At 71.3% G+C, this 17234-nt stretch carries 15 protein-coding genes; 1 reads left to right on the top strand and 14 read right to left on the bottom strand.

Annotation, left to right across the window (positions count from 1 at the left end):
* Nucleotides 1-186: 186 nt before the first annotated feature.
* The 12 genes from WMF39_RS24855 to WMF39_RS24800 all read right to left on the bottom strand — a co-directional run bounded on the left by WMF39_RS24855 (nt 187) and on the right by WMF39_RS24800 (nt 12669).
* Nucleotides 187-525, bottom strand: a complete 339-nt coding sequence (locus WMF39_RS24855) for a cytochrome C oxidase subunit IV family protein (RefSeq protein ID WP_437747928.1) — start codon at nt 523-525, stop codon at nt 187-189.
* A 15-nt stretch (nt 526-540) separates the two neighbouring features.
* Nucleotides 541-1206, bottom strand: a complete 666-nt coding sequence (locus WMF39_RS24850; protein ID WP_437747927.1) for a cytochrome c oxidase subunit 3 — start codon at nt 1204-1206, stop codon at nt 541-543.
* A complete protein-coding gene (locus tag WMF39_RS24845) occupies nt 1181-2839 on the bottom strand; it encodes a cytochrome c oxidase subunit I (RefSeq protein WP_437747926.1) in 1659 nt (552 codons plus the stop codon). The genes WMF39_RS24850 and WMF39_RS24845 overlap by 26 nt, the downstream gene beginning before the upstream one ends.
* Nucleotides 2836-3927 (bottom strand): cytochrome c oxidase subunit II, encoded by a 1092-nt coding sequence (gene coxB / locus WMF39_RS24840; protein WP_437747925.1) that lies wholly within the window; start codon nt 3925-3927, stop codon nt 2836-2838. Before coxB ends, WMF39_RS24845 begins: the two co-directional genes overlap by 4 nt.
* Nucleotides 3924-4760, bottom strand: a complete 837-nt coding sequence (locus WMF39_RS24835; RefSeq protein WP_437747924.1) for an SCO family protein — start codon at nt 4758-4760, stop codon at nt 3924-3926. The genes coxB and WMF39_RS24835 overlap by 4 nt, the downstream gene beginning before the upstream one ends.
* Nucleotides 4760-5152: a hypothetical protein gene (locus WMF39_RS24830; RefSeq protein WP_437747923.1), complete on the bottom strand. Its 393-nt coding sequence runs from the start codon at nt 5150-5152 to the stop codon at nt 4760-4762. The genes WMF39_RS24835 and WMF39_RS24830 overlap by 1 nt, the downstream gene beginning before the upstream one ends.
* Nucleotides 5149-6336: a hypothetical protein gene (locus tag WMF39_RS24825; RefSeq protein WP_437747922.1), complete on the bottom strand. Its 1188-nt coding sequence runs from the start codon at nt 6334-6336 to the stop codon at nt 5149-5151. The genes WMF39_RS24830 and WMF39_RS24825 overlap by 4 nt, the downstream gene beginning before the upstream one ends.
* On the bottom strand, nt 6333-6965 hold the full coding sequence (locus WMF39_RS24820) for a c-type cytochrome (protein ID WP_437747921.1): 633 nt from the start codon (nt 6963-6965) through the stop codon (nt 6333-6335). The genes WMF39_RS24825 and WMF39_RS24820 overlap by 4 nt, the downstream gene beginning before the upstream one ends.
* On the bottom strand, nt 6962-7495 hold the full coding sequence (locus WMF39_RS24815; RefSeq protein WP_437747920.1) for a DUF3341 domain-containing protein: 534 nt from the start codon (nt 7493-7495) through the stop codon (nt 6962-6964). Before WMF39_RS24815 ends, WMF39_RS24820 begins: the two co-directional genes overlap by 4 nt.
* A 1-nt stretch (nt 7496) precedes the next feature.
* The gene (gene nrfD, locus WMF39_RS24810; RefSeq protein WP_437747919.1) at nt 7497-8843 is read right to left on the bottom strand and encodes an NrfD/PsrC family molybdoenzyme membrane anchor subunit; all 1347 of its coding nucleotides are present in this window, start codon (nt 8841-8843) and stop codon (nt 7497-7499) included.
* On the bottom strand, nt 8840-11863 hold the full coding sequence (locus WMF39_RS24805) for a TAT-variant-translocated molybdopterin oxidoreductase (RefSeq protein WP_437747918.1): 3024 nt from the start codon (nt 11861-11863) through the stop codon (nt 8840-8842). The genes nrfD and WMF39_RS24805 overlap by 4 nt, the downstream gene beginning before the upstream one ends.
* A 155-nt stretch (nt 11864-12018) precedes the next feature.
* Entirely contained in the window at nt 12019-12669 is a 651-nt protein-coding gene (locus tag WMF39_RS24800; RefSeq protein ID WP_437747917.1) for a cytochrome c3 family protein, read from the bottom strand.
* A gap of 237 nt (nt 12670-12906) precedes the next feature.
* Between WMF39_RS24800 and WMF39_RS24795 the strand changes: the two genes are divergently transcribed.
* A complete protein-coding gene (locus WMF39_RS24795) occupies nt 12907-14367 on the top strand; it encodes a PQQ-dependent sugar dehydrogenase (protein WP_437747916.1) in 1461 nt (486 codons plus the stop codon).
* A 73-nt stretch (nt 14368-14440) separates the two neighbouring features.
* Here WMF39_RS24795 and WMF39_RS24790 read toward each other — a convergent pair whose 3' ends face one another.
* The gene (locus WMF39_RS24790) at nt 14441-15553 is read right to left on the bottom strand and encodes a hypothetical protein (protein WP_437747915.1); all 1113 of its coding nucleotides are present in this window, start codon (nt 15551-15553) and stop codon (nt 14441-14443) included.
* A gap of 10 nt (nt 15554-15563) precedes the next feature.
* The gene (locus WMF39_RS24785) at nt 15564-17051 is read right to left on the bottom strand and encodes a serine/threonine-protein kinase (RefSeq protein WP_437747914.1); all 1488 of its coding nucleotides are present in this window, start codon (nt 17049-17051) and stop codon (nt 15564-15566) included.
* Nucleotides 17052-17234: the final 183 nt, after the last annotated feature.

Raw genomic sequence — 17234 nt, 5'->3', positions numbered from 1 at the left:
GACGACAGCGCGGCTCCCGCCTCGCCCGCCGAGCGGGGCCGCGCGTCCATCGCGACGCGCGACGGCGCCGCGCGGTCATCGCGACGCGCGACGTCGACGAGACCCCGTCGCCGCGCGACGGCGGCCCGTTACGGCCCGCGCCGGCGGGCGCGCTCGCGCGATGGACGGATCACCGGGATGCAGCCGTCATCGGGGCGCGGCCGTGGCCCTGGGCAGCGGCGATGGCGGGATCGGCCTGCGCGTGATCGTCTCGCGGCTCGTCACGTCGCTGAGCATCAGCGTGAGCAAGAGGCCGAGCAGGAGCGCCGCCACGATCATCGGGAGCGCGTTCGCGAAGCGCTGCTCGATGAGGTGCATGAAGAAGAGCAGCACGAGCACCGTCTTCACCGTGGCGATGAGCAGCGCCGCGACGACATCGGCCTGGCCGAGGTGGGCCAGCGAGAGGAGGTACGAGGCCAGCGTGAGCCCCATCAGGAGGAGCCAGACGATCACGTAGGTCCGCGAGGAGAGGTGCTTGACGGTCATGGGCGCAACGTCCCGTTAGCGGTGCATCAGGTAGAGCATCGGCCAGAGGAATATCCAGATCACGTCGACGAGGTGCCAGTAGAGCCCGCCGAGCTCGACGTGCGTCTCGTTGCCCGCGCCGTACCGGCGCCGGAAGCACCCCCACGCGAGCCAGCCGAGGACCACGAGCCCCGCGGTCACGTGGATCGCGTGGAGCCCGGTCGTCAGGTAATAGAGCGTGAAGAACATCTTCGCGCCGGCATACGGCAGCTCCTCGAAGCGGTAGCCGGCGCCGGGGAAGATCCCCTCGTGGAAGTGCGCCGTGTACTCGACGCCCTTCAGCACGAGGAAGGCGAGGCCGAGCGCGATCGCGCCGAGCAGGAGGCGGCCGGCCCTCGCCGGCCGGTCGAGGCGCACGGCGTAGACGCTCAGCGCGACGAGCAGGCTGCTCGTCAGGAGGATCCCCGTGTTGGCCGTCCCGATGACGGCGTTGTTGTGCGCGATCCCGGCGGTGAACTCGGGGCCGAAGACCGCGCGGTAGGCGGCGTACAGGCCGAAGAGCCCGCCGAAGAGCAGGACCTCGCTGGCGAGGAAGATCCACATGCCGAAGTGCGCGGCGTGGGTCTGCTTCTCGAGGTCCTCGAACTGCATGGCCAGCCGCGCCGGGGCGAGCGGCTCAGCGGGCGGGTGAGACTCGGGCATGGGCCTCCTCGTCGGTCAGGTGGTAATCGTACGGGCCGCGATCGACGACCGGCGTCACGGGGAAGTTGTGCTCGGGCGGGATGGGCGGCGTCATCCACTCGTAGCTCCGGGACCTCCATGGATTGGCGGTGGCGCGCGCCCCCCAGCGCAGGGCGACAAGGAGGTTCACCAGCGCGAGCAGGAGCGCGCCCGAGAGCAGGAAGGCCCCGCCGGTCGAGAGCACGTTGAGCCACTGGTACTGCTCCGGGTAGCTGTAATAGCGGCGCGGCATCCCGGCGTTGCCCGCCAGGAACTGAGGGAGGAACGTCAGGATGAACCCAAGGAACACCCCGAACGACGTGAGCAGCCCCATCGACTCGGAGTAGGTGCGGCCGAACATCTTGGGGAACCAGTAGTGCGCCGCCGCGAGGAACGCGGTGAGCGTGCCGCCCACCATGATGAAATGGAAGTGGGCGACGACGAAGTACGTGTCGTGCCAGTGGACGTCGAGCGACTGCGTGGCCACGGCGACGCCCGTCATGCCGCCGAAGACGAAGAGGAACAGGAACCAGAAGAAATAGAGCATCGGGGTGTTGAACTGGATGGCCCCCTTGTGCAGCGTCGCCACCCAGGTGAACACCTTGATGGCGGAGAAGATCGCGACGAACATCGAGAGCGCGCCGAAGATCCCGGCGTCGAGCTCGCTGATCCCGGCCACGAACATGTGGTGCCCCCACCCCGTGAACCCGATGAACGCGATGCCGAGCGACGAGAGGGCGATCGCCCAGTAGGACGCCGGCTGCCGCTGCGCGAAGGTGCAGACCACCTCGCTGATGACCCCGAGCGCCGGGAGCACCATGATGTAAACCGCCGGGTGGGAGTAGAACCAGAACAGGTGCTGGAACAGCACGGGGTCTCCGCCCAGCGTCGGGTCGAAGATGCCGAAATGGTAGATGTGGTCTATCCCGACGAGCAGGATCGTCAGGCCGAGGACGGGCGTCGCGAGCAGCATGATGATGCTCGTGCTGTAGATGGCCCACACGAAGAGCGGCACGCGTCCCCAGCCGATCCCGCGGGCGCGCATCGTGTGCGTCGTGGCGATGAAGTTCACCGCCGTCATGATCGACGAGGCGCCGAGGATGAAGATGCCGATCACGACCGGCAGGACGCCCGCGGGCGTGGTCGTGCTGTACGGCGGGTAGAACGTCCAGCCCGTGTCGGCGCCCCCGGCGATCGTCGCCCCCAGCGTGATGACGGCGCCGATCGCGTAGACGTAGAGGCTCGCCAGGTTGAGGCGCGGGAAGGCGAGATCCTTGGCGCCGATCATGAGCGGGAGGGCGAAGTTCCCGAAGATGTTCGGGATGGATGGGATCATGAAGAGCCACACCATGACCACGCCGTGGAGCGTGAACATGCGGTTGTAGGTCGCCGCGCTGATCACGGTGGGCCCGGGGGTCAGGAGCTCGGTCCGGAGGACCAGCGCGAAGGCGCCGCCGAGCATGAGCATCGGCACGATCAGCGCGTAGAACATGATACCGATGCGCTTGTGATCGGTCGTGAGCAGCCACGAGCGCACCCCCGAGCGGGCGCGGAGATAGTCGGCGTCGTGCGCGCCGTGGATGGGCGCGGTCCCCTCGATCTCGTGGGCTGTCATGGCGTCACCCCCTCCGGCGCCGCGGCGCCCGTGTCGCTGACCCCGCCGTCCCACGGCACGACGGCGCCGTGCGGCACGTCGCGGATCGATTTCATGAGCTCGATGATCGCCGCGACGTCGGGCGGCGTGATCTGTCCCCGGAAAGACGGCATGACCGGCGTGAACCCGCGGTGCACCGCGGCGAGCGGATCCATGATGGACTCCGTGATGTAGGCCTCGTCGGCGACGCGCTCGCCGCCGCCATCGAGCGGCACGACCGAGCGGTAGAGCCCGGCCCAGGTCGGGCCGACGTGCTGTGTTCCGTCGAGGGTGTGGCAGCGGAGGCAGCCGTGCGTCGCGGCGGCGTGCTCGCCGCGGCTCGGCATCGTCGGCTCCGCCTCGGCGAGCTCGTTCTCCGCCTCGGCGGCGGCCTCCTGCGCGAACGCCGGGGCGCTCGCCGCCCCGCCCGCGAGCCAGCGCTCGTAGTCGGCCGGGTCGAGCGCGATCACCTGGCCGCGCATCTCCGAGTGGCTCGTACCGCAGAACTCCGTGCAGAGGATGGGGTACGCGCCGGGCTCGGTCGCCTCGAACCAGGCCGTTGTGTACCGGCCCGGGAGGACGTCCTGCTTGATGCGGAACGCGGGCACGTAGAAGCTGTGGATGACGTCGCGCGACGTCATGATGAGCCGGACCGGCCTCCGCGCGGGGACATAGAGCACCGAGATCTCGCTGTCTCCCCCCGGATAGGCGAACTTCCACATCCACTGCTTGGCCGTGACATAGACGTCGAGCGCGTCCTCCGGCGGCGTGCGCAGGTCGACGAACTGGCGCGTGCCGATGGTCCAGAACGTGAGGAACACGAAGCCCAGGCCGAAGAGCGACACCGTCTCCAGGAAGAGCGCGGGCCGCGCGAAGGCCCCGGCGTGCGGCCGAGGCGTGTCCTCCAGCCGGCGGCGATAGCGGATCAAAAAATACCCGCCGATGAGCGTGATGAGGGCGGCGCCGCCCATCGTCACGGAGATGACGAAGTAGTGCAGCCCGTCGATCTCGCGGGCGAGCGAGGAGCGCTGCTCGGGCAGGAAGAGCAGCTGGCGCAGGAGCTCGTTCATCGCGCGCGCCCCTCTCCCCTGCGCCGCCGCCCTTGCCAGCCGAAGAAGGCGATCACCGCGGCGGCCCACGCCAGGATGGCGGCCCCGCCGAGCCGCACGAAGCCGGCCACATACGGGCCGTAGCGGCGGCTCGCGGGGTCATAGCGATAACACGTCATGAGGACGCGCTCGAGGGGGGTGCCGATCTGCCCGCGGCTCGCCTCGAGGAGCGCGAGGCGGAGGTCGAGGGAGGAGAACTCGATGCCATAGAGGACCCGTGAGATGCGGCCGTCCGGCGTGAGGACGAAGATGGCGGCGGGGTGCGCGTATTGCTCCGTCTGCGGGTCGTACCCGAACCGGAAGCCGAGATCGCCCGCGAGCGCGCGGATCTCGGGCAGCGCGCCGGTCAGGAAGGGCCAGGTCTCCCGCGTCGGCGCGCCGGCCATGCCCAGGGCCGACAGCGCGGATGTCCTCTTCCGCGCCGCGGACGCCGGGGTGTCCCGCGGATCGAAGCTCACCGTGAGCGCGCGGTAGTGCTCTCCCAGCCGGTAATCGAGCTTCGCCATGCCGGTGACCAGGCCGCGCAGCACGAGGCCGCAGAGCGTCGGGCAGCGGTAATAGGCGAGGACGAGGACGACCGGCCGGCGCCCGTCGAAGTGCTCGGCGAGCGGGGCGCGCCGCCCGTCCATGTCGGTGAAGGGGAGCGTCGTGTCGATGGCGTTCCCGAGGCGCTCGTCGATGTCGGCCTCGCGCGCCGCGGGCGGGAGCAATGGCCGATCCGCGGCGGCCGTGAGCGGCGCGCCCGTGAACACGAGCGCGAGGAGCGCCGTGGTGGACAGGTGTTGCATCCTCATCAGCGGCTCTCCTCCACGACGAGATTCATCGCGTCCTCGATCGGGATCTGCACGAGCCCGCGGTCGCGGTCTGCCCAGCCGAAGCGCCCGAGCTCCTCGCGCTTCCGGTGGTTCAGCGCCGTGCCAAGGCCCTCCTCGCCCGTGGCCTCGCGCCGGAAGATCCGCTGATCCACCCCGGCCACCTCGCCGCGCGGCAGGGAGAGCTCCTGGGAGCGCTCGGCGCTCCTTCCCGAGGGGCGGAGCTCCGCCTCGCGCCCGTGCAGGAGCATCCAGGACCAGAGGCCCAGGACGATGAAGATCACGACGACGGCGAACGCGACGGCGAGGATCGTCTTCCAGGGGACGACATCCTCTTCCTGGCGCACGTCGGGACGGCGGTAGTGGGACGTCATATACTCTCGTAGCGGAGGGCGGCCGGCAGCGCCGGGTCGTTGACGGGGACGAGCGGCCTGCCGCGCACCCGCAGCGCGGCGAACGCGACGCACGGGCCGATCACGGCGAGGAGCGCCGCCACGTCGAGCCAGTGGAACGGCGCGCGAGCGCCCGGGACCTCGGGCGCGACGAGCCAGTGCATGTCGAGGTAATGCGCGACGAAGATCCAGGCGGCGACGGCCGACAGCCAGGCTGGGCGCCGCTTGATCCCGTAGTTGAGCAGGATCGCGAAGGGGATCACGAACCGCGCGAGCACGAGCACGAGGGACGCGATCGCCCACGGGCCGTGGGCGCGGAGCACGTAGAACTCCGCCTCTTCGGGCTTGTCCGCGATCCATATCAGCATGAACTGGAAGAACGCGGCGTAGGCCCAGAAGATGGTGAACGCGAGGAGCAGCCGGCCGAGCGCGTAGTAGTGCGACGCGCTCAGCCCGGGCAGGAGCCCGGCGCGCTCGGCGGCGAACGCCAGCACCGTGAGCAGCGCTATCGCGGCGACGAAGCCGCCGGCGAACACATAGACGGGGAACATGGTCGACACCCACGTCGGCGCGAGGGACATGAGCCAGTCGAAGGCCGCGAACGAGAGCGTGAGCCCGACGAGCGGGAGGCCGGCGACGCTGATCACGCGGAGGCGCCGGCTGTCCGCGAGCGCCGGGGTCGCGTCGCCCTGGATCGAGCCGCGCCGGAGCAGGGCGCCGAAGACGAGCCACACCGTGAAGTAGATCCCCGTCCTCACGAGGAAGAAGGGGAGGTTCAGGTAAGGCGTCTTGTGGAGCACGATGGCTCGAACGTGCTCGTCGCCGATCGACTCGGGGTGGAGCCACTCCCCGTAGAGCGCGCCGAGGCCGAACAGGAGCGGGACGAACAGCGCGCAGAGGAGCGGCAGCGCCCCGACGATCGCCTCCGCGAGGCGGCGGACGGCCACAGGCCATGTCGCGGCCATGGCGTGGCAGATCATGAGAAAGAGGAGCGCCCCGACCGCCGTGGTCACGGCGAAGGCGTAGGCCGCGAGGTACGCGTAGAAGAGCCGCTCCCGGTCCACGAACGCCCCGACGACGAGGAGCAGGGCGCCGAGGAGCGCGAGGCCGAGGGACCGCGTCACGATCGCGCGGCCGCCTCGGAAGACGGGGAATCGCCGGTTCACGGGAGCTCCTTCCGGGCGCGCTCGCGGAGGGGTGGGGGGAGCGCGTCGAGCGCGGTGCCGCGGCTCTTCCCGAGTGCCTTCACATAGGCCACGATCGCCCAGCGCTCCCTGAGCGGGACGTGCGGCTCGTACGAGCGCATGAGCCCGTAGCCCTCGACGATGACCTGGTAGATGCGCCCGGGCGGGAACGCCTGGACGCGCGGGTCGACGAGCGACGGCGGGCGCCGCAGCGTCATGTTGCGCGCGACCTCCGACTCGCCATCTCCGGCGACCCCGTGGCAGGCAGCGCAGAAGATCTCGTAGCGCTCCTTTCCGCGCCGGAGCAGCTCGATCGTCACCGTGACCGGGACGCGCGCCACGTACGCTCCGTCCGCGATCCCGCGGGTGAGCCCGGGATCGCCGAGCACGCGATCGGTCGGTACGGTGCCCTCGGGCGGGCGGCGCATGGCCGAGCCGTCGTCGAAGAGCTCTGTCTCCTGGTAGGCCGTGTACCGCCGCTGGCGGAGCATGCGCTCGAGATCCAGCAGGTCCGCCTCGCCGGGCTCGGCGTCGGCCGAGGTCACCGGCGTGCAGGAGAGGCACAGCGCCGCGGCCAGACAGGAGAGCGAGAGGGGCAGTCCGCGCGTCATGATCGCTCCTTCCCGGCCCAGGCGACGGTGAGGGCGCCGAGATCGGTGAGATCGCGCTCGGTGATGGGGCTGATGAGCGCCGGGTCGCGGGCGTCGATGCCGATCCAGAACCGATCGATGGAGGCGCGCTCGAACCCGGGCACGTCGAACACCGGGTGCCAGAGCTCGGGCAGCCGCGAGAGGACGAGCAGGATGACGAACCCCGAGAGGGCGGCCGAGAGCACCAGCATCTCGAAGGTGATCGGGATGAACGCAGGGGCCGCGTGCCCCGGCCGCCCACCCACGTTGAGCGGGTAGTCGAACGCGTTGCAATACCACTGGACGAGGTAGCCTCCCGCGGTGCCCGCGAGCGCGAAGGGCAGGACGATCCAGGTGAGCGGCGAGCGGCGGAGCCCGAGCGCCTGCTCGAGGCCGTGGATCGGATACGGCGTGAACGCGTCGAGGCGCCTGTATCCGCGGCTCCTGAGCTCCGCGATCGCCTGGAGCATCGCCTCGGGCGTCTCGAACTCGGCGAGCAGACCTCTCCTCATTTCAGTGCTCCTCCTTGTGGCGGAGCTCGTGGTTCAGCTCCTTGACCTCGGCCACGGGGATGAACGGGAAGAGGCGGAGGAAGATCAGGACGAGCAGCAGGAAGAAGCTGATCGTCCCGATGAACATCGCGATATCGACGTACGTCGGGCGGTAGGCGTGCCACGCCGACGGGAGGAACTCGCGTTGCAGCGACAGGACGATGATCACGAACCGCTCGGACCACATCCCGACGTTCACGAGGATCGAGATGATCCAGAGGAGGATCATGTTCCTCCGGACCTTCGGGAACCAGAGCAGCTGGGGGATGAGCACGTTGCAGATCATCTGCGCCCAGAAGACCGCGGCGTTCGGCCCCGTGGGGCGCGCGACGAAGAACTGGTAGATCTCGGCCTCCGACGCGCTGTACCAGGCGGCGAAGAGCTCGATGATGTACGAGTAGATGACGATCCAGGCGGTGACGAGCGCCAGCTTGCTCAGGTTGTCGATGTGCCGCTGGGTGACGACGTTCCCGAGGTGGAAGATGCGGCGCGCCGGGATGAGCAGCGTCAGCACCATCGCGAAGCCGGAGAAGATGGCCCCGGCGACGAAGAACGGCGGGAAAATGGTCGCGTGCCAGCCCGGGACGAGCGCCATCGCGAAATCGGTGCTCACGATCGAGTGCACCGAGAGCACGAGCGGCGTCGCGAGCCCGGCGAGCAGCCCGTAGAGGAGCCGGTAGTGGCGATAGGTGGCCGCTGATCCTCGCCAGCCGAGCGACAGGACGCCGTAGACGATCCGGCGGCGGCGGTCGGGGGCCCGGTCGCGGAGCGACGCGAAGTCGGGGAGGAGCCCGATGTACCAGAAGACGAGAGAGACCGTGAAGTACGTGAAGATGGCCGCCGCGTCCCACGGCAGCGCGCTCTTGAACTGGGGCCAGACCTTCAGCGTCGAGGGGTAGGGGACGAGCCAGTAGGCGAACCACGGCCGGCCGAGGTGCAGGAGCGGATAGAGGCCCGCCTGGATGACGGCGAAGAGCGTCATCGCCTCGGCGAACCGGTTGATGCTCGTGCGCCAGCGCTGCTCCAGGAGGAGCAGGATCGCGGAGATGAACGTCCCCGCGTGGCCGATGCCGACCCAGAACACGAAGTTGATGATCCCGAACGCCCAGCCCACCGGGATGTTGTTGCCCCAGACCCCGATGCCGGTGGTGACGGTGTAGAGGATGGCGAGCGCGAGCACCGCCGTGCCGGCGCCGGTGATGGCGAACGCCGCCAACCACAGCCTGGATCGCGGCTTCCAGACGACCGACAGGAGCTCTTCGGAGAGCGCCTCGTCGGTGGGTCGCCCGAGGAGGAGAGGCTCCGTCACGGCTCTTCGATCTCCGGGTTCTTGTTGTTGACGCGCGCGAGGTACATGGTCCTCGGCCGGGTGCCCTGGTCGTGGAGCACCGCGTAGCTCCGCGGCTCGCCCCGCCACGCCACCATCGCCGTCTCTTCGTGTGTGAGGGAGCCGAACTGGATCGCCTGCGTCGGACAGGCCTGCTGGCAGGCGGTGACGACCTCTCCCGGGCGGATCGGGCGGTCTTCGACCCGCGCGGCGATCTCCGCGCGGCGGATCCGCTGGACGCAGTACGTGCACTTCTCCATGACGCCGCGCTCCCGCACGGTCACGTCGGGGTTGCGCTGGAGCCTCGCGAGCCCGGTGTTGAAGGCGCGGAGCTCGCCGTAATCGAACCAGTTGAAGCGGCGGACCTTGTACGGGCAGTTGTTCGAGCAGAACCGCGTCCCGACGCAGCGGTTGTAGGTCATCTCGTTGAGCCCGTCGGGGCTGTGCGTCGTCGCGTTCACGGGGCACACGTACTCGCACGGCGCCTTCTCGCAGTGCTGGCACATCATGGGCTGATGGACGACGGCCGTGTCGCGCGGGTCGTTCGATACGTACGAGTCGATGCGGAGCCAGTGCATCTCACGGCTGTTCAGGACCTCCTCCTTGCCCACCACGGGGACGTTGTTCTCGGCCTGGCACGCGACGACGCACGCGCTGCAGCCGGTGCAGATCGTGAGATCGATCGTCATGGCCCATTGCTCCTTCAGCGGTCCGGGGGCCACCGCGGGCATGAGGGACGGCTGCGGCCCCTTCAGCGCTTCCGTGAAGCCGGGGTGCTCGCGGTAGGCGGTAAGGGGGACCGAGAGCGCGACCGGGCGCCCCTCCAGGCGAAAGTGCGTCTGCGTCAGGGCGAGCTTGTGCTTCGGGTCGGGCCGCTTCGTCACCGAGACGCCCGCCGCGAAGAACGGCGTGGCCGCGGCGCGGAGCCGGTACGCGTCGGACCCCACCCCGGCGGCGATCGACTCGGCGCCGCTCCGCCCGTAACCGAGCTTGAGCGATACCGTCCTGTCGGCGTGCCCCGGCGCGACGAGGACCGGTATCGATATCTTCCGCCCCCCGAGCTCGAGATCGACGACATCCTCGCTCTCGACGCCGAGCGCCTTCGCCGTCTCCGGGCTGAGCAGCGCGGCGTTGTCCCAGGTGAGCTTGGTGATGGGATCCGGCAGCTCGAGAAGCCACGGGTTGTTGGCGAACCGGCCGTCATAGACGCTCGCGTCCACCGAGAAGGCGACCTCGATGGCCTCCGCCGGCGGCGGGGCCGCCGCCGCGAGCTGCGCGAGCGCCGCGATCACGCCGTCGAGCCGCAGCGAGGCGTCCTCGCGCGGGGCCGCGGTGCCCTCGACGAGCCCGCGCCGGAGCGCGTCCTCCCAGAACGCGTCGAAATCGGCGCCGCCGCGGCGCGCGGCCCAGGCGTCGCGCAGGAGCTCTCGCGCGCTCCTCGGCGGCTCGCCCGCGAACACCGCCAGCACCTCGGAGGCGGTCTTGCCCTGGAAGAGCGGCTCGATGAGCGGCTGGACCAGCGAGGTCGTGCCGTCGTACGCGCGCGCGTCCCCCCAGGCCTCGAGATCGTGCGCGGCGGGCACGAACCAGTCGCAGCCGGCGGCGGTCTCGTCCTCGTAGAGGCCGAGGTAGACGCGGCTCGGGACGGAGCGGAGCAGCGCCGCGAGCTCGAGATCCGCGGGCGCCGTGTACGCCACGTTGTTCTCGAGGAGCACGAGCGTATCGACGGCGCCGCGGCGGATCTCCTCGGCGAGCGCCGTGAGGTCCTGCTCGGCGGCGCCGGCCGTGATCAAGGTCCCCGCGGTGGTCCACGCCGCGCGGTCGTTGCGGAGCGCCGCGTTCATGAGGTGCGCGAGCGCGTGCACCCCGGGAGGCTGCCGCTCCCCCGCGACGACGACGCTCGCCAGGCCGCCGCGCGCGAGGTCGCGCGCGAGCGCCCGGACGAAGCGCCTCTCCGCCTCGCTGATCCGCGCCCGGAGCGGCTCGAGCGCGCCGAGCGCCTGGGGAGGGATGAACCCCGGCCGCGCGCCCTCGGTGAGGAGCAGCTCGGCCGCGATCGCCGCGGCGATCGCCGGCACGTCGCTCGGCCGCTTGCGCAGGCGGTGATCGGCGATGCTCCCCGTCGGCGTCAGCCCGGGCTCGATCACATAGAGACGGTTCATGGTGCCCGTCGGCGAGCCGAGGCGCCTTCGCTCGGCGAACTGGCGCGCATACCGCGCGTGGAAAGGCATCGACGCGAGGAAGTCGGCGTCGAGCGCGAGGAGGACGTCCGCCGTCCGGAAGTCGTACTGCGCCTGGAGCGGGGCGCCGAAGGCGAGCTCGGCCCCGCGCGCCGGGTGCGTCGACCTCGCGGGCGCGTGGAACGTGAACCGGGCGGCCGGATAGCGCGCCTGGACGCGGCCGATGAGGTCGAGGACGAGCGGAGAGCCGGTGGGCCGAAGGACGAACCGGAGCCCGGCGCCGCCGTCGCTCCGCGCGCCCCCGAACTGCTGGACGAACGCCTGCCACGTCGCCGGGTCGTGGCCGCGCCGCGCCGCGCGCGCGCGGTGCTGATCGTACAGGCCGAGCACCGACGCCTGCTCGTAGGCGCCGGTGGAGCCGAGGCTCGCCGGGTGCTCCGGGTTGCCCTCGATCTTCGTCGGCCGCCCTTCGTGGCTCTCGACGAGGACGCCCGTGGCGAACCCGTCGAGATCGAGGCTGGTGGCGTAATACCGGAGGACGCCCGGCGTCACCTCGGGCGGCGTCGTCACGTAAGGGACGATCTTGTCCGCTGCCCTCGATCTGCACCCGGACACGCCGGCGAGCGCCATGCTCGCGCCGAGGAGCTTGAGCCAGCTCCGCCGGCTCACCGCGACGGGCTCGCCGCTGCCCCCCGGGAGCTCCCGCGCCGCGGCCTCGCGGAGCTCCGGTGACTCGAGGAGCTCCGCCAGGCTGCGCCAGTACGCTTTACCGGTCTTGCCGTCGAGCGCGGCGCTCCACGGGGTCTGTCTCTGATCAGCCATCGTCCCTCTTCAGGTCATCGGTGGATCGGCGCCGCCGCCGTGGCGGCGCTCCGCTGCTCGCCGCCTGTTGGCCTTCTGTCTCGCGTGCTCTCGCAGGCTCCCTTTGTGTCTCGCGTGGATCCCTCGTTTGCCTCCCGCGCTGCGCCAGCGCGCGCTCACCTGTGGCAGGTCGAGCAGTGGACGAGGCTCCGCGCCCCGACCTCCTGCGCGATCTGCCGGCCGATTTGCTCCGCGTCGGGGCCGGGGTCCCAGTCCATGTCCACGATCGCTGAGAGCGGGCGGAGGTGACGCTCCGGCGCCCTGTGGCAGTCGAGGCACCAGCCCATCGTCATCGGCGTCGCCTGGCGGACGTCGGGCATCTGGTCCACGCGGCCGTGGCACGTCACGCAGCCGACGCCCTTGTTCACGTGGATCGCGTGGTTGAAATAGACGAAGTCGGGCACGTCGTTGACGCGGTTCCAGACGATCGGCGTGTCCGAGAAATAGCTGTTCCGGACGAGCTCGAGCTTGGGGCTCTGATTCCAGATTTGGCTGTGACAGCCCATGCAGAGGACGGTCGATGGCATGCCCGCCGTGGCCGTCCGCTCGACCGTGTGATGGCAGAACCGGCAATCGATGGCGTCGTCCTGCACGTGGTGCCTGTGATCGAACTGCACCGGCTGCTGCACGGGCAGGTTCTGTCCGGTGTTCCAGTCCGAGCGCACGTAGATCATCGGCGCTGACACGGCCGCCGCGCCGCCGAGGAAGACGGCGGCGATGGCGAGTCGGAAAGCGGTGTTGCTCCAGCGCGGAAAAACGGATGCCATGCTCTCGTGTGCTCGGCCTCGCTCGAAGTGCGGCGATGGGGCCAGCTCCATCGATATCGATGCGTGGATCGCGGGGCTCGTTTCGCGATCTCGCCACGCCCCGAACGCCGGCGCAGGCGCGTCAGGGGGGGCCGCAGCGGCGCCGTCCGGCGTGCGCGCGCGGCGGGCGGGGTGCGCGGGCGCCTCCAACACCGGATCTTCGCCGCCCTGGGCTTCGATCTACGATATCGTCAAGCCATGAGGCCGTCGAGCTCAGCCCTGTCGCCCCTTCCGATCATCGCGCTCTCTCTGGCGGCCGAGCTCGCGTTCATCGCCTGCTCGCGCGAGGCGTCGATCTCTCCGCTGCCGCCCGGCACGACCGGCGGTGTCTCATCGGCCGCAGCCGGCGGAGCAGGCGCGAGTGGGGGTGGCGGCAGCGGGGCTGGCGCGAGCGGCGCTGGCGGCCGCGGGGTGGGCGGCAGCGCCACTGGCGGCGGGACTGGCGCGAGCGGCGCTGGCGGCAGCGGCGGCGCTGGCGGCGACGGAGCTGGCGGGAGCGGCGGTGGTGAGCCCGCGGCGGGATTCAGCTGCGCGCCGCCGAGCGAGGACGAGGGCGCGCTGAAGCTCACCACGCTCGTCTCCGGCCTCGATCACCCGCTCCTCGTGAAATCCGCGCCGGGCGACCCCACGCGGCTCTTCCTCCTGACGCAGCCTGGCCAGATCCTCGTCCTCGACGATGGAGCGGCGGAGCCCAAGGTGTTTCTCGATATCCGGGATCGCGTCCTGTTCAATGACAACGGCGAGCGCGGCCTCCTCGGGCTCGCCTTCCACCCCGATTACGAGGACACCGGTCGCTTCTTCGTCCACTACACGGACAAGGCGACGGGCGGCAACGCGCGTGTGGTCGAGTTCGCGCGGGGAGAGCGACCGGACGTGGCCAGTCCAGATCCGGTGGCCACGCACCTCGAGGTCGTGGATCTGCATCGAAACCACAACGGCGGTTCGCTCGAGTTCAGCCCGATCGACGGCTTCCTCTATCTCGGGCTCGGCGATGGCGGGGACAACAACGATGCCGGACCCAACCATGCGGACATCGGCAATGGCCAGGCGCTCACGACGCTGCTCGGGAAGATCCTTCGCCTCGACGTCTCGACACACCCGTACAGCATCCCGGAAGGGAACATGACGGGCGAAGGCGTCCTCCCCGAGATCTGGGACTATGGCTTGCGGAACCCGTACCGCTTCAGCTTCGACGCGTGCACGGGCGATCTCTACATCGCGGACGTCGGTCAGCGCCTCTGGGAAGAGATCAACATCGAGCCGGCCGGGCAGGGACGGAAGAACTACGGCTGGCGCCGGATGGAGGGCGCGCACTGCTTCATCCCCGCGGAGAGCTGCGATCTCGAGGGGACCATCACGCTCCCTGCCGTCGAGTACGGCCACGCCGGGCGGGTCATCGAGGATTGCTCGGTCACCGGCGGCTACGTCTACCGGGGCAGCGAGATCCCGTGGCTCCGGGGGAGCTACTTCTACGGCGATTACTGCAGCGGCAGGGTCTGGACGCTCACCTATGAGGCCGGGGTGGCCTCCGCGCCCGTCGACCGAACGGACGACCTCGGATCGTTCGGCTTCAGCATCGCCAGCTTCGGGCAGGACGGCGCCGGCGAGGTCTACGTCGTCGATCTCGGCGGCACCGTGTACCGGATCGATCCGGAATGAGCGCTCACGGCCCCCTCGCCGCGCGCCGCGCCGGCGTACCGCCGCGCGCGCCGGGCCGGCGCCGCGCCGGCGCTCACATGGACCAGCGGAGCCCGGCGTAGCGCGGGCCGATGACGAGCTCGGGCGGCGGCGCCGGCGTGGAGGCGGCCTGCTTCTCGGGCTGCACCGGCACCTTGCGGCCGCCGATGATGGCGAGCGGGATGCCGACGCCGGCGAGAACGAGCCCGCCGACGACGAGCCCGACCCCGGCGCCTTCCGAGCCATCCTCCTCGTAGACCGTGTCCTCGGCGAACGGGTCGCCGGAGGTGTCGTACCCGCAGCCGTCGCCGGAGCACGAGGGGGTGGAGGCGATCACCAGGCCCCCGCCCAGGACGGCGACGGCGCCGAGGCTCGTCAGGACGATGCCCGTGACCATCATTCCCTTGCTGCGGCGCTTGGTCAGCGGCGCGGCCGGGCGCCCCGGTGCATACGCGGCGACCGGCGCGAACGGGGCGCCGCTCGCTCGCGGCGCGCCGGGGCCGCCCGGAGGGGGCGCGGCGGCGCCCGCAGGCGCGGCGGGGCCGCTCGGCGGGAGCGCGGCGTCGCGCGCCGGCGCGCCCGCGGGCAGCGGCGGGATGGCCAGCGTCTCCGAGGCGCCCGCCCGGGTGAGATCCATGGATCTCGCGAAAGGCGCTCGGCCGGCGGCGGAGGCCTCGACCGTGTGTTTTCCGGGATCCACGGGCACCGGCGTGCCCCACTGCGCGCGCCCCACGAGGGCGCCGTCGCGCTTCACCTGGAGGTCGGCCGGGGAGTCGGCCGGCGCCGTGATCGTCAGCCGGATGAGCCGCGGCTCGAGCGCGGCGGCGCGCTGCCGCGCGACCTTCTCGCGCTCCAGCTGGCCGGCGGCCCTCGACGCGCCGGCCACCTCGAGGAACATCGACCAGGCGCTCGCCGTCCGGCCGAGCTGCTCGTAGCAGGCCGCGAGGTTGAACTGCGTGCCGATCCCCGGATCGAGCCGCTGGCTCTCCTCGAGCTTGGGGCACGCGTCGGCGTATTTGCCCTGGGCCATCAGCTGCTTGGCCGCGTCGAACAGGGCCTGCGCGGCCGCCGTGTCGGCCCTCGCGTCGCGGCCGCCCGCAAGGAGGGCGGCAAGGAACATCGCGAGCGCCAGCAGGCGCCCGAGGTGCTGCACGGGCAGGCTCGTCATGGTGGTGTCCTCACTTGCGATCGTCGAACAGGTTGCCGCCGGGCGGCGCAGCGGCCGGGGCGGCGGGCGGCCGGGTGGCCGGAGCCTGCGTGGCGTGCGTGGCGGCCGGGGGTCGCGGTGCGGCGCTCGGCCGGCGCGGCGCCGCGGGCTTGCCGCTGGCCGGCGCCGCAGGGGGCGCAGGGGGGATCTCGGCCGGGCCCGGCGCCGCCGTGCGGTCGTCCACCGGCGCGGGGGCCTCGGCGCCGCCGGGCGTGACGGTCGGCGAGAGCGACGCGGGCGCGGTCGCCGGCTGTCCCGCGGCGTCCGCCGGCGACGGCGCCGCCGAGGCGCTGGCGGCTGGCTCGGTCGCCGCGCCGTCGCCGCGCGAGCGGGACGTCAGGAGCGCGAAGACCGCCACCGCGGCGATCAGCGACACGAAGGCGCCGGCCGCGACGGCGAGCCCCACCGGCCGCTTTCGCGGCACGACCGTTCCGCTCCACGTCGGCGAGGTGTTCAGCGACGTGTTCACCACGGTCGGCGAGGTCACCCCGCTCGCCGAAGGGAGCTCTGGCCGCGGGGGCCCCGAGCTCCGCGAGATCCCGCTGATCCGGTCGACGGAGAGCCGGGCCCGCCCGGTCGCGAACGGCGCGAGCGCCTCGGCCAGCTCCCCGACGTGGCGGAACCGCTGCTCCGGCAGCTTCTCGAGGCACTTGCGGATCACCGCCTCGAGCGCCGGGGGCACGTCGGAGCGGAACGCGGCGAGGGGGCTCGGGATCCCCTGCATGATCGCCACGCAGAGCTGCGGCATCGTCGCGCCGTCGAACGGCGGCGCGCCGGTGAGCAGCTCGAACAGGATGACGCCGAGCGACCAGATGTCGGTGCGCGCGTCGACGTCGCGCGAGGACTTGAGCTGCTCGGGCGACATGTAGAGCGGCGACCCCATGATGGCCTTCGTGTCGGTGATCCGCGGGTCGGAGCCGCCGGTCGCCACCTTCGAGATCCCGAAGTCGAGCACCTTCACGCACGGGGAGCTGTCCGCGCGCCGCGTGAGGAACAGGTTCGCCGGCTTGAGGTCGCGGTGGATGATGCCCGCGGCGTGCGCCTCGGCGAGCGCCTCGCAGGCCTGGAGGACGTACTCGACGGCCGCCTGCGGGGTCATCGGCCCGCCCGCGCGGAGCGCGTCGGCGAGGTCGCTGCCCGACAGGTACTCCATCACCATGTACGGCGTGCCGGAGTCGAGCGTCCCGACGTCGGTCACGCGCGCCACGTGCTCGCTCTTGACCTTCACCGCGGCGCGCGCCTCGCGCACGAAGCGCTCGGCGAGCGTGCGCGACTTCGCCGCCTCGGGCAGGAGCAGCTTGATCGCGACCCGCTCCTCCAGCTGGAGGTGGGTCGCGGCGACGACGACGCCCATCCCACCGGCGCCGATCACCCGCTCGACGCGGTACTTCTCGGCGATGACCTGCCCCGGTCGCACCAGCCCTTCGGCTTCGTCGTGTGTCGGCGCGGTGCTCGTCATGGCTCGGTCCCCTCGCACGCCGGACCGCGGATCCCGTGAACAGCGCGATCTTCGCGGAAAATCCGGTGCAAAGCCAGCCCACGATAGCCGCCGGGCGTACGGCGATCAATCTCGGGGCTGGGCTCCGTCGCGCCGGCGCGGGCCGCGCGCCGTCGGGTTCGTGCCATCGCCAGCGCGCCGCGC

The sequence above is a fragment of the Sorangium sp. So ce1504 genome (assembly GCF_051521635.1).
GTDB classification, from domain to species: domain Bacteria; phylum Myxococcota_A; class Polyangia; order Polyangiales; family Polyangiaceae; genus Sorangium; species Sorangium cellulosum_B.
This window is presented reverse-complemented; position numbering and strand designations above follow the sequence as displayed.

What these genes read in the sequence shown, in the direction of transcription:
- WMF39_RS24855 (WP_437747928.1), bottom strand. Translation starts at nt 525, where the DNA reads ATGACCGTCAAGCACCTCTCCTCGCGGACCTACGTGATCGTCTGGCTC.
- WMF39_RS24850 (WP_437747927.1), bottom strand. Translation starts at nt 1,206, where the DNA reads ATGCCCGAGTCTCACCCGCCCGCTGAGCCGCTCGCCCCGGCGCGGCTG.
- WMF39_RS24845 (WP_437747926.1), bottom strand. Translation starts at nt 2,839, where the DNA reads ATGACAGCCCACGAGATCGAGGGGACCGCGCCCATCCACGGCGCGCAC.
- coxB (WP_437747925.1), bottom strand. Translation starts at nt 3,927, where the DNA reads ATGAACGAGCTCCTGCGCCAGCTGCTCTTCCTGCCCGAGCAGCGCTCC.
- WMF39_RS24835 (WP_437747924.1), bottom strand. Translation starts at nt 4,760, where the DNA reads ATGAGGATGCAACACCTGTCCACCACGGCGCTCCTCGCGCTCGTGTTC.
- WMF39_RS24830 (WP_437747923.1), bottom strand. Translation starts at nt 5,152, where the DNA reads ATGACGTCCCACTACCGCCGTCCCGACGTGCGCCAGGAAGAGGATGTC.
- WMF39_RS24820 (WP_437747921.1), bottom strand. Translation starts at nt 6,965, where the DNA reads ATGACGCGCGGACTGCCCCTCTCGCTCTCCTGTCTGGCCGCGGCGCTG.
- WMF39_RS24815 (WP_437747920.1), bottom strand. Translation starts at nt 7,495, where the DNA reads ATGAGGAGAGGTCTGCTCGCCGAGTTCGAGACGCCCGAGGCGATGCTC.
- WMF39_RS24805 (WP_437747918.1), bottom strand. Translation starts at nt 11,863, where the DNA reads ATGGCTGATCAGAGACAGACCCCGTGGAGCGCCGCGCTCGACGGCAAG.
- WMF39_RS24800 (WP_437747917.1), bottom strand. Translation starts at nt 12,669, where the DNA reads ATGGCATCCGTTTTTCCGCGCTGGAGCAACACCGCTTTCCGACTCGCC.
- WMF39_RS24795 (WP_437747916.1), top strand. Translation starts at nt 12,907, where the DNA reads ATGAGGCCGTCGAGCTCAGCCCTGTCGCCCCTTCCGATCATCGCGCTC.
- WMF39_RS24790 (WP_437747915.1), bottom strand. Translation starts at nt 15,553, where the DNA reads ATGACGAGCCTGCCCGTGCAGCACCTCGGGCGCCTGCTGGCGCTCGCG.
- WMF39_RS24785 (WP_437747914.1), bottom strand. Translation starts at nt 17,051, where the DNA reads ATGACGAGCACCGCGCCGACACACGACGAAGCCGAAGGGCTGGTGCGA.